At 44.5% G+C, this 11418-nt stretch carries 8 protein-coding genes and 2 tRNA genes; 4 read left to right on the plus strand and 6 right to left on the minus strand.

Going from position 1 to position 11418, the window contains the following annotated elements:
* Positions 1 to 134: 134 nt before the first annotated feature.
* Positions 135 to 1025, minus strand: a complete 891-nt coding sequence (ilvY, locus tag ACED28_RS21800; protein WP_371710732.1) for an HTH-type transcriptional activator IlvY — start codon at positions 1023 to 1025, stop codon at positions 135 to 137.
* Positions 1026 to 1171: 146 nt separating this feature from the next.
* Here ilvY and ilvC point away from each other — a divergent pair, with 146 nt between their 5' ends.
* Complete coding sequence (gene ilvC / locus ACED28_RS21805; RefSeq protein ID WP_017112134.1) at positions 1172 to 2656, plus strand: ketol-acid reductoisomerase; 1485 nt, start codon at positions 1172 to 1174, stop codon at positions 2654 to 2656.
* Between the two features lie 216 nt (positions 2657 to 2872).
* On the opposite strand, the gene ACED28_RS21810 is transcribed toward ilvC, so the two are convergent.
* From ACED28_RS21810 to ACED28_RS21825, 4 genes are all read right to left on the minus strand, one after another.
* Complete coding sequence (locus tag ACED28_RS21810; protein WP_371710733.1) at positions 2873 to 3124, minus strand: accessory factor UbiK family protein; 252 nt, start codon at positions 3122 to 3124, stop codon at positions 2873 to 2875.
* Positions 3125 to 3243: 119 nt separating this feature from the next.
* On the minus strand, positions 3244 to 6366 hold the full coding sequence (locus tag ACED28_RS21815) for a multidrug efflux RND transporter permease subunit (RefSeq protein ID WP_009848084.1): 3123 nt from the start codon (positions 6364 to 6366) through the stop codon (positions 3244 to 3246).
* A gap of 11 nt (positions 6367 to 6377) precedes the next feature.
* Complete coding sequence (locus ACED28_RS21820) at positions 6378 to 7484, minus strand: efflux RND transporter periplasmic adaptor subunit (protein ID WP_012602965.1); 1107 nt, start codon at positions 7482 to 7484, stop codon at positions 6378 to 6380.
* Between the two features lie 18 nt (positions 7485 to 7502).
* A complete protein-coding gene (locus tag ACED28_RS21825) occupies positions 7503 to 8120 on the minus strand; it encodes a TetR/AcrR family transcriptional regulator (protein ID WP_017096411.1) in 618 nt (205 codons plus the stop codon).
* Positions 8121 to 8271: 151 nt separating this feature from the next.
* Between ACED28_RS21825 and rep the strand changes: the two genes are divergently transcribed.
* Entirely contained in the window at positions 8272 to 10290 is a 2019-nt protein-coding gene (gene rep, locus ACED28_RS21830; RefSeq protein ID WP_012602966.1) for a DNA helicase Rep, read from the plus strand.
* An 86-nt stretch (positions 10291 to 10376) separates the two neighbouring features.
* On the opposite strand, the gene ACED28_RS21835 is transcribed toward rep, so the two are convergent.
* The gene (locus ACED28_RS21835) at positions 10377 to 10790 is read right to left on the minus strand and encodes a cytochrome c5 family protein (RefSeq protein ID WP_008224061.1); all 414 of its coding nucleotides are present in this window, start codon (positions 10788 to 10790) and stop codon (positions 10377 to 10379) included.
* Positions 10791 to 11087: 297 nt separating this feature from the next.
* Here ACED28_RS21835 and ACED28_RS21840 point away from each other — a divergent pair.
* Positions 11088 to 11164: transfer RNA gene (locus ACED28_RS21840), tRNA-Arg, on the plus strand.
* A 47-nt stretch (positions 11165 to 11211) separates the two neighbouring features.
* A tRNA-His gene (locus ACED28_RS21845) sits at positions 11212 to 11287 on the plus strand.
* The last annotated feature ends 131 nt before the right edge of the window (positions 11288 to 11418 follow it).

Here is an 11418-nt window from a genome sequence, read left to right on the forward strand (position 1 = left end):
ATCCCTATCCCTCCACCACCATTGAAAAGCCCGCTGAGAAATCAGCGGGCTTTTTCATATCTGCTATTTAGAAAAACAAAAAAGAGCACTAACGTGCTCTCTATTATTCTCTTAACCAGCATATCTAAAGTTAACTAGTCAGGGAGATATTTTCCTTCGGCTACTTGCCAAAACGCTCTAATCAGTGGGTTCTCAAGTTGAGATCGTTTACAGCAGACACCTAATTCAAAGGGTTTGATAGGTTCTATTTTTAAGCGATCGACCTTGTCTCTCACAGGACTGTTGTTAATTACTACATCAGGAGCAATACCCACTCCACAACCTAGCGCAACCATACTTACAATCGCCTCATGCCCAGATACCTGTGCGTAAATGTTGGGCTTAATCTTCATCCTTTTGAACCATGCATTCGCACGTTCACGGGCAGTGCCTGCTTCGGGAATGATAAAAGGCACTTCATTCCAGTTTGGTTTTTCGGATTGCAGCTGCAGACTAAAGCTACTGACACCGGATGGGATGATTACTGACAGTGGTATATCGCTGATGGTTTCGAACTCTAATCTTGAAGGCAAAATATCTGGTTTAGCTGAAATAGCAATATCAGCTTCATCATTCAGGATCTTGTCGATGGATTGCGCTGGATCACCGGTAGATAGCTTAAACTCAATATACGGATGAATAGCCCTGAATTCGGTAATGAGTTCAGGAAGGTGGCTGTAGCTTGCTGTTACGGAACAGAAAATGCGGATCTCACCCTTGAGCTCCTGTTCTCCGCCTTTTAGGTGGAGATTATATTGCTGCCACTCGCCAACGATGTTCAATGCCACAGGTAACAGATGTTTCCCTGCTGGTGTGAGGTCAACACTTCGATTATCCCTGATAAGCAGTTCTTGCCCTGTTTCTTCCTCAAGCTTTTGTATTTGACGACTAAGGGCAGAAGGACTGACGTGCATAGCAGCAGCTGTTTTGCTGAAACTCTTGCTATCACATAAATGTATAAATAATTGTAGAGATTTTATGTTCATGTTTTGCGATCGTTTCCATGTTGCGTTTATTGCAATAACTAATTGTGAATATATCACTTTCAGCAACGGAGTGTCTGTTTTAGTATGAAGTCATTCGATAGAGAGATATCGACCTTACGGACTTATTTTTAAAGGAGTGCCCTACAATGGCTAACTATTTCAATACATTAAACCTTCGTGAGCAACTAGACCAATTAGGTCGCTGCCGTTTCATGGATCGTGAAGAATTTACGACTGAAGCTGAATACCTTGAAGGCAAGAAGATCGTCATTGTTGGCTGTGGTGCTCAAGGCCTAAACCAAGGTCTAAACATGCGAGATTCTGGTCTAGACGTATCTTACGCTCTACGCCAAGCTGCAATTGATGAGAAGCGTCAATCATTCAAGAATGCTGACGAAAACGGCTTTGTAGTTGGTAGCTACGAAACGCTAATCCCTCAAGCAGACCTAGTTATTAACCTTACTCCCGACAAGCAACACACTAATGTTGTTGAGACAGTAATGCCTCTAATGAAAGAAGGCGCTGCTCTTGGTTACTCTCATGGTTTCAACGTTGTTGAAGAAGGCATGCAATTACGTGCTGACCTTACCGTTGTAATGGTTGCACCTAAGTGTCCAGGTTCTGAAGTACGTGAAGAGTACAAGCGTGGTTTCGGTGTTCCAACACTGATCGCTGTTCACCCAGAAAATGACCCTAAAGGTGAAGGCTGGGATATCGCTAAAGCTTGGGCTGCAGGTACTGGTGGCCACCGTGCAGGTTGCCTAGAGTCTTCATTCGTAGCTGAAGTTAAATCTGACCTTATGGGTGAGCAAACTATTCTATGTGGCATGCTACAAGCGGGTTCTATCGTATCTTACGAGAAGATGATTGCTGATGGCATCGAACCAGGCTACGCAGGTAAACTTCTACAATACGGTTGGGAAACGATTACTGAAGCACTTAAGTTCGGTGGTGTAACTCACATGATGGACCGTCTATCTAACCCTGCTAAAGTTAAAGCGTTTGAGCTTTCTGAAGAGCTAAAAGACCTAATGCGTCCGCTTTACAACAAGCACATGGATGACATCATCTCTGGTCACTTCTCTAGCACAATGATGGCTGACTGGGCGAACGATGACGTGAACCTACTAGGCTGGCGTGAAGAGACAGGCGAAACAGCATTCGAAAACTACCCAGCTTCTGACGTAGAAATCTCAGAGCAAGAGTACTTCGACAACGGCATCCTAATGGTTGCTATGGTTCGCGCCGGTGTTGAGCTAGCATTCGAAGCTATGACGGCATCAGGCATCATCGATGAGTCGGCTTACTACGAATCTCTACATGAGCTTCCACTAATCGCAAACACAGTTGCTCGTAAGCGTCTTTACGAAATGAACGTTGTAATCTCTGATACTGCTGAGTACGGTAACTACCTATTCGCTAACGTAGCAACACCGCTACTACGTGAGCAGTTCATGCCTTCAGTAGCAACAGACGTAATCGGTCGCGGTCTAGGTGAAACGTCTAACCAAGTAGATAACGCTAAGCTGATTGAAGTAAACGAAGCTATCCGTAACCACCCTGTCGAGTACATCGGTGAAGAGCTACGTAGCTACATGAGCGACATGAAGCGTATCGCTGTAGGCGGTTAATTAGTCGCTTAGATACTGATAAATTTGTAGAAAAAGCAAAGCAGTATCACTAGCTCCTTACAGGTTGGAGTTATAAATAAGCAACACAACATCTAATAAAAAGGCTTGGTCGCCGTTGACCAAGCCTTTTTGCTTTTAGTAACAAAGTCTTAAAAATCAATAAAATGAACATTGTTTGTTCAGTCTTCGTAGACTTTCAGTTTTCTTTCTTTACGCTTACTTGTCGGCAATCTTTGCTTCTAAGTCCGCTAGCTTTTGTTCCATTTCAGTCAGCTTTTGGCGAGTGCGCAGTAGTACTTGTGTTTGAACATCAAACTCTTCACGGCTTACAACGTCTAGCTTGTTCAGTTGGCCTTGGATAACCTGGCCAACTTTTTGATCTACATCTGAACCAAGCTCTTTTACTGGTTGAGGCATAGAATCGTGGATCTGCTTAGCAATCTGCTCTAGTTTTTTTGGATCAAACATATCAATTAAAACTCCTGAATATTTACCACTATTCTATTTAATCACACTTGCGATGTCGCCTATGGCGTACAAAAAAAGGCCACCGAAGTAGCCTTTTTATTGTTATTACGACTTAGTGATTACTTATTATCAGCTAATTCTCTGTGCGCTGCTTTTGCTTCATCGACGCGAGCTAGTTTTTCTAGGTCTTTGTCTTCAACAAATACAGGTAGAGGTTTGTGTTTTTCAGCTAAGTAACTGTAAATCACTGGCAGTACAAATAGCGTGAATAGAGTACCAATTGCTAAACCAGCAACGATTACGATACCAATACTGAAACGCTGAGCCGCACCCGCACCACTTGCGTACATCAGTGGGATTAGACCCGCGATCATCGCAGCCGTTGTCATCAGGATTGGACGAAGACGAACCTTCGCTGCTTCCATTACCGCTTCAATACGAGTTTTTTGATTGTGCAGCTGCTCTTCTTTCGCAACCTCACAAATCAAGATACCGTGCTTGGTAATCAGGCCGACTAAGGTGATCAAACCAACTTGCGAGTAGATGTTCATCGTTGCCGCGCCCCAAGCCAGAGCTATTAGGGCACCACAGATCGCCAGTGGTACAGATACCATGATAACCAGTGGGTCTTTCAGTGATTCAAACTGAATCGCCAATACCAAGAAGATGATTGCCAGAGCTAAACCAAAGGTCGCGTAAAGTGCGCTACCTTCTGTTACGTATTGGCGTGCTTCACCCATGTAGTCATGGTTGTAGCCACTTGGAAGCTTATTCGCTGCCGTGTCTTCAAACCATGCAATTGCATCACCCATTGCAGCGCCTGGAGCCGGTACCGCACCAATCGTAGCCGAGTTCAATTGGTTGAAGTGAGGAAGAGAGCGAGGCTCTGCCACAACATCAATCGTAATCAAACTGCCTAGTGGTACAGCGTTGCCGTCTGCAGCACGTACGTAGTAGTTGTTCATTGACTCTGGATTCAAACGGAATTTACGTTCAACTTGAGGAATTACCTCGTAAGAACGGCCATTCAAGTCGATACGGTTTACGTAGCCATCTGACATCATGGTACCGAGCGTGATACCGATATCTTGCATGGTCACACCATATGCGCCTGCTTTATCCTTGTCGATGTTGATCTTCATGGTTGCTGAGTCGTAGTTCAGGTCGAGATCTGAATATACGAACAACGGGTTTGAAGAGACATCAGCCAGAATGTCTGTGGTAATTTGGAACAAGCTTTCAAAACTGTTTGGCGTTGTTATGACAAACTGAATTGGAAGGCCTGAACCAGCACCGGGTAGTTCTGGCATTTGGAATGCAGTTACCGCCATTCCTGGAACATCTTTCACCAAATTACCAACGCGGTTTGCTACGTCTGATTGGCTTGCTTCACGTTCGCTCCAAGGAACCATAGACGCGATACCAAATGCTTGGTTTGCATTTGGCACACCTGTAAATACCTGTGCGTAAGCAACTTCTGGCTGATCAGACAGAATCTGGTTTACGTCGTTCATGGTATTTTGCATGAAGTCTAAGTTTGCATTCGACGGTGCTGTACCCATTAACATGATTACACCTTTATCTTCTGAAGGTGCTAGCTCACTAGGGATGAATTTGAACAACAACGGTAAACTTGCAAATACGATGATAGCAAAACCAATAAATACTGGACGATGTTGCATGACCGCACCAAGCATGCGCTCGTAACGGTTAGTCATGCCATCTAGCACGCTATGAACTTTCTGCTCAAACTTGCTTGGCTCAGCGTGAGCTTTCAGCATTTTTGAACACATCATTGGCGAGAGCGTTAGTGCCACAATGCCTGATACGAAAACCGAACCAGCTAGGGTTAATGCAAACTCTTTAAATAGCGAGCCTGTAATACCACCCATCATCGCAATTGGAGCATATACCGCACCTAGCGTTAACGTCATTGCGATAACAGGCACCGCAATTTCGCGGGTACCGATAATCGCTGCACGGAAAGGGGACTCGCCGAGCTTGATATGCCTGTCGACGTTCTCAAGTACTACGATCGCATCATCTACCACTAGACCGATGGCAAGTACCATTGCCAATAGTGTCATTAGATTCCAAGAGAAACCCATTGCCTGCATTACCATTGCCACACCAATCAAAGACAGTGGGATAGTAATAATAGGGATCAGTACCGCTCGGAATGAACCTAAGAATAAGGTAATCACGATCAATACGATTAATGCCGCTTCAAGGATGGTCTTAATAACCTCTTGAATTGATTCGTTAATCGCAATGGTTGAATCGTACATGACGTTCATTGAGATGTTGCTTGGTAGGTTCTTCTCTAGTTGAGGAAGAAGTTCCAGTACATCAGCAGCGATGTTGATAGGGTTCGCACTTGGCGCCGCATTTATCGCAGCTACAACCGCCTCTTGGCCGTTAGCACTTGCTCGGTAAACATCGTGACTTTTTTCAAGAGAAACCTTCGCGATATCGGATAGGCGAATGATCTCACCTTCTCCGCTTTTCACGACTAGATTCTCTAGTTCTTCAGTGTTTGATACCTGAGTATCGGCACTGCCGTTGTAAAGCACGAACTCACCGGTCGCTTGACCCGTAGCTGATTGGTAGTTGTTAGCGTTCAGTACCGTCATTACATCAGATGCAGTCAGACCAATCGCCGCCATTTTTGATGGGTCTAGCCATACGCGCAGTGCGTATTTCATACCACCATATAGGTCAACTTTAGATACACCATTAACCGTAAATAGCTGCGGGTTGATTACACGCTCTAGATAGTCGGTAATTTGGCTCGATACCAATTCGTCACTGGTAAAACCAATATAGAGTACAGCGGTTGTTGAACCGGTAGACATGGTTACGGTTGGATCTTCAGCCTCTTTAGGTAGCTGAGAACGTACCGAGTTTGTCTTGGCCAGTATGTCAGACAATGCCGCATTCGGGTCGGTGTTCAACTTCATGTTCACGGTAATCGTAGATTTACCTAGCACAGAAGAAGATGTCATATAATCGATATTATCCGCTTGAGCCACAGCCTGTTCGAGGGGCTGGGTGATAAAGCCTTGGATAAGATCGGCACTTGCACCATAGTAACCAGTTGAGACTGTCACCACGGTATTCGTCATTTCCGGGTATTCACGCACCTGCATTTTGAAGATTGCTTGTAAGCCAAGCAGAGCAATCAAAAAGCTGATGGATACCGCTAGAACTGGACGTTTAATAAAAACATCAGTAAAGCGCATTGTGCCTCCAGTTACAGCTTAGGTGTTTCAGATGGTGGAGTGATCGCATCACTTTCAACAACTTTAACTTTGGCGCCGTTACTTAGGCGTACTTGGCCAGAAGTTACAACCGTATCGCCAGCTTTAACACCCTCAAGGATGTGTGCAATATCAGCCGTACGCTCACCTACTTTTACAACATGTTGAGCAACACGCTGAACTCCGTCTTCTTCAGTTAAGATGTAAACATTGTCACCATATAGAGTGAAAGTAATCGCTGTTTGAGGAAGAGTAACTTGGTTCTCTAGCTTAGGCAGAATGATGTTAGCACGAGCGAACATACCGCTACGAAGCTTGCCATCATTGTTTGGAATATCTGCTTGAACTTGGATAAGACCACTTTGGATGCTTACTGCTGGTTCGATTGCACTGATAGAACCTTCAAATGGCTTCTCTGGGTAGGCATCAACAAAGATGTCGATAGCTTGACCCACATGGATACGAGAGATATCAGTTTGAGAAACCGTGAAGCGCAGGCGCATGACACTGGTATCTTCTAAACGAACGATATCGGTACCTGATTGCAGGTATTGACCGAGGTAAACGTTACGAATACCCACTTTTCCATCAAAAGGAGCACGAATTTCACGACGTTCGATAGATGCTTTTAGGCTTTCAATATCAGCAGATAGAGAGTAGAAGTTTGCTTCTGCTTCATCGTATGCTTCTTTAGAAATAGAACCTTTCTTAAAAAGACCTTGGTAGCGTTTGTATTTTGCTTTTGCCGCAGGCAGGCGAGCTTCAGAACTCTTTAGATTTGCCTTTTCTACGCCAGAATCAAGACGAACAAGTAGTTGGTCATTTTTAACATCAGTACCAGAACCAAAAGAGATTTGGTCAATAACACCGCTGGTTTCGTTCGCTAGTGTCACACCTTGGTTAGGTTCGATGAAGCCGATAGCTTCGATTACTGGAACCCAGTCGATAGGTTGAACTTCTGTTACCGTTACTGGAAACTCTGGCTCAGGTCGGTTAGCCATAAACTCAGCAATTTTTTGTTGTTTAAACATGTTAAACCCAATAACGCTGCCGAAAAGTAGTACAGCGATGAGTAACATGAAGAAAGTCCACTTTTTCATTCTAGTTAGAACTCCAAATTAGTGTGTAATAATCGCATCCCAACTTGCTTCAATCGCCGCTTCAATGGCTTTTTTATCAAGTTGGTAATATCCAAGAGATTGCTTACGGGCCAGCGTGACACTGACTTCTAAGCTAAGTGCTGCTAAAACAGGGTTTTCTAGAGGCTTAAACACCCCTTGCTCTCTACCTTCAGTAAAGAGTTGATCTATTTTGTGGAACATTTTTCGTTCAATCTCTTTGGTCTCATGGCTGCGAATACAAGGTAAAGAGTCGTATTGAGCTCTATTCTTTAAATTGCAGATGTTTGATCCCGAGAGCTCGAAAATGTTGAGCCACATTTTTCTAAATCGTTCTTTTAGACTCATCGAATCTTCAACGCCTTGCTGAATTAAACCAGCATTCCGTTGAGTAACAGCTAAGCGAACTTGTTGTAATAGTTCTTCTTTGTCTGAGAAGTAGCGATAAATAGTTCCAGCCGCAACTCCTGCTTCTTTAGCTAGTTTATGCATAGAAAGTCCGTGAAAGCCTGATTCAGCAATCAGTTTTTCGGCGGCATCTATAATTTGTTGTCTTTTATCTATCATAGAATAAGAACCAGACAGTGATAATATACTCACTAATGAATGAACGTTCATTCATTATAGCCTAAGACCCACACATATGTGCAACATAGTTTTTCATATGTGATATAAAATTCTTGCATAAGAGAGCGTAGCATTCGTGGTGTTGCAGCATTATTATAGGCGCGCAATTGAATTCGCTCCGATAGACCAAATTGAGAACCAAATGAAACTGAACCCAAGACAAGATGAAGCCGTGAAATATGTTTCGGGCCCCTGCTTAGTATTAGCAGGCGCAGGATCCGGTAAAACGCGTGTTATCACGAATAAGATTGCTTACTTGGTTCAAGAGTGTGGTTACAAGGCACGCAATATTGCAGCGGTAACTTTTACCAATAAAGCGGCACGCGAGATGAAAGAACGTGTGGGGCAAACTCTGGGTAAAGGTGAATCGAAAGGCCTGATCGTTTCGACTTTTCATACCATGGGCTTAACTATCATTCGTCGTGAATACAAAGCGCTGGGTCTGAAAGCGGGCTTCTCTCTATTTGATGACCAAGACCAATTGGCGCTATTAAAAGAGCTAACAGAGAGACAGATCGATGGTGATAAGGATCTGCTGCGTGCTTTAATGAGCACCATTTCGAATTGGAAGAATGACATGCTGACGCCAGATCAGGCGAAAGCTCGAGCTCAAGGCGAACAAGAGCAGTTGTTTGCATTCTGTTTTGAGATGTACCAGAAACAGATGAAGGCATACAACGCGCTCGATTTTGATGATCTGATTGCGATGCCAGTATTACTTCTGAAAACCAATCAAGAAGTGCGTGAGCGCTGGCAGTCTCGTATTCGCTATTTACTTGTCGATGAGTATCAAGATACCAACACCAGCCAATATGAATTGGTGCGTCTGCTTGTGGGAGAGCGTGGTCGTTTGACGGTCGTAGGTGACGATGACCAATCTATTTACTCATGGCGTGGTGCAAAACCGCAAAACTTGGTGCTGTTAGGTGAGGACTACCCGAACTTACGCTTGATCAAACTAGAGCAGAACTACCGCTCAACGAGTCGAATTTTGCGTGCAGCGAATATCTTGATCGCTAATAACCCACACGTTTATGAAAAGTCACTGTTCTCTGAGATCCCGGACGGTGAAAAGCTCAAGGTACTGAATGCTAAGAATGAAGAGCATGAAGCAGAGCGTATTACAGGTGAGATCATCGCACACAAGTTTTTGAACCGCACTGAATATAAAGATTACGCAGTGCTGTACCGTGGTAACCACCAATCTCGCTTGATTGAAAAAGCCTTGATGCAGAACCGTGTGCCTTACAAAATTTCTGGCGGTACCTCTTTCTTCGCTAGAGCTGAGATTAAAGACATTATGGCTTACCTCCGCGTGTTGGTGAACCCTGATGATGACAACGCGTTTCTACGTATTGTAAACACACCCCGTCGTGAGATAGGCCCGGTGACGCTTGAGAAGTTAGGCAGCTACGCTAACATGCGTGGCAAGAGCTTGTTTGAAGCGAGCTTTGAGATGGGTTTAGAGCAAACTTTGACTGGTCGTGGTTTAGAAAACCTGCGCCGTTTCAGCGATTGGATTGTTCGTATTTCTGATAATGCTGAACGTGGCAATACCGTTGAGGCTGTTCGCTCTTTAGTTCGTGATATTAACTATGAAGATTGGTTGTACGAAACCTCGGCAAGCCCGAAAGCTGCAGAGATGAGAATGAAGAACGTTTCTGATCTTTATAGTTGGATCGTTGCTGACCTTGAGGGTGACAACTACGACAAAGAAGAGAAGACCCTACGTGAAGTGGTTCAACGTTTAACGCTACGTGACATGATGGAGCGTGGTGAAGATGATGACGATGCAGACCAAGTTCAATTAATGACATTGCACGCATCGAAAGGCCTAGAGTTTCCGTATGTGTTCCTGATGGGAGCCGAAGAGGGTATCTTGCCACACCAAACCAGTGTCGATGAAGGTAACGTAGAAGAAGAACGTCGTCTTATGTATGTAGGGATTACTCGCGCGCAGAAAGAGCTGACCTTCACTAAGTGTCGTGAACGTCGTCAGTATGGCGAATTGATAAAGCCAACACAAAGCCGATTCCTTGATGAACTGCCGCATGAAGATGTGGAGTGGGAAAGCGTTAAGAAACCACAATCCGCAGAAGAACGAATGGAGAAAGGGCAGGCACACATTGCCAACATTCGTGCGATGTTCAATAAGAAGTGATGTTTGGCTCTAAATCGAGACCAATAAAAAGGTGACCATGAGGTCACCTTTTTTGAATTTGGTATTTTTAATTACAGATCTGCAAATTACAGACCGGCAATCATGTGCTCGATAGCATCTTTGATTTCGTCGTCTGAACAGTCCATACATGAACCTTTCGCTGGCATAGCATTGAAGCCGTTGATTGCGTGGTCAGCTAGGATGTCGCGACCTTGGGCAATACGAGGACCCCAGTCACCAGCATCACCTGTTTTAGGTGCGCCACTTACGCCAGATGCGTGACAAGCGATACAAAAGGTACCGTAAACTGTTGCGCCATCACGAGGGCCTGTTGGTTCTGCGGCTACTGGCTCGCTGCCGACTAGGTAAACTTGGCCAACTGGTTTGATGCGTTCAGCAATAGCATCTTGCTCTGCTTCGCTTAGGCCTGAAGCCATAGCGCCAGTTGAAAAGGTTAAAACTGCGATGACAACGCTTAAAATTCGACGAGACATATCCATTAAACTCACTTTACATTCCCAAGGTAAGTACATGCTTACCAATTTATAGTGTTGGAAGGGTGTTTTGGCTTTATCAGCAAAGAGCAACTGTTAAACCAATGTAAATAATGGGTGATTATATCCCGATAAGTTGTTGCAATAAACAACAACTTATAAGCTGCGGTGGGTTGTAGTACTCAAATAAGGGGTTTATCACATATTAACTGTCGAAAAAGAGACCAAACAGAAAAAAAAGTTAAAAAAGTACTAGACGGCATAAGGTGATATACGTATTATTCCACTCCGCCGACAGGGCATGCGCCTGTAGCTCAGCTGGATAGAGCGTTGGCCTCCGGAGCCAAAGGCCGAAGGTTCGAATCCTTTCAGGCGCGCCATCCGGTCTCTTACTTAGGTAAGTGAGAATTGGCAAAAAGAAATAATGGTGGCTATAGCTCAGTTGGTAGAGCCCTGGATTGTGATTCCGGTGGTCGCGAGTTCGAATCTCGTTAGCCACCCCATTCTTTCTTTACAAAATATCGGTAGCTTCGGCTTCCAGTGTTGATTCATTATTCCCAAGAGTCGATACAAAATTAGTCGGTGAATAGCGCAGCTTGGTAGCGCATCTGGTTTGGGACCAGAGGGTCGGGGG

It is taken from the genome of Vibrio sp. 1F253 (genome assembly GCF_041439295.1).
GTDB classification, from domain to species: Bacteria; Pseudomonadota; Gammaproteobacteria; order Enterobacterales; family Vibrionaceae; genus Vibrio; species Vibrio tasmaniensis_A.

Coding starts and splice junctions, on each gene's coding strand:
- ilvY (WP_371710732.1), bottom strand. CDS start 1,025: ATGAACATAAAATCTCTACAATTATTTATACATTTATGTGATAGCAAG.
- ilvC (WP_017112134.1), top strand. CDS start 1,172: ATGGCTAACTATTTCAATACATTAAACCTTCGTGAGCAACTAGACCAA.
- ACED28_RS21810 (WP_371710733.1), bottom strand. CDS start 3,124: ATGTTTGATCCAAAAAAACTAGAGCAGATTGCTAAGCAGATCCACGAT.
- ACED28_RS21815 (WP_009848084.1), bottom strand. CDS start 6,366: ATGCGCTTTACTGATGTTTTTATTAAACGTCCAGTTCTAGCGGTATCC.
- ACED28_RS21820 (WP_012602965.1), bottom strand. CDS start 7,484: ATGAAAAAGTGGACTTTCTTCATGTTACTCATCGCTGTACTACTTTTC.
- ACED28_RS21825 (WP_017096411.1), bottom strand. CDS start 8,120: ATGAACGTTCATTCATTAGTGAGTATATTATCACTGTCTGGTTCTTAT.
- rep (WP_012602966.1), top strand. CDS start 8,272: ATGAAACTGAACCCAAGACAAGATGAAGCCGTGAAATATGTTTCGGGC.
- ACED28_RS21835 (WP_008224061.1), bottom strand. CDS start 10,790: ATGGATATGTCTCGTCGAATTTTAAGCGTTGTCATCGCAGTTTTAACC.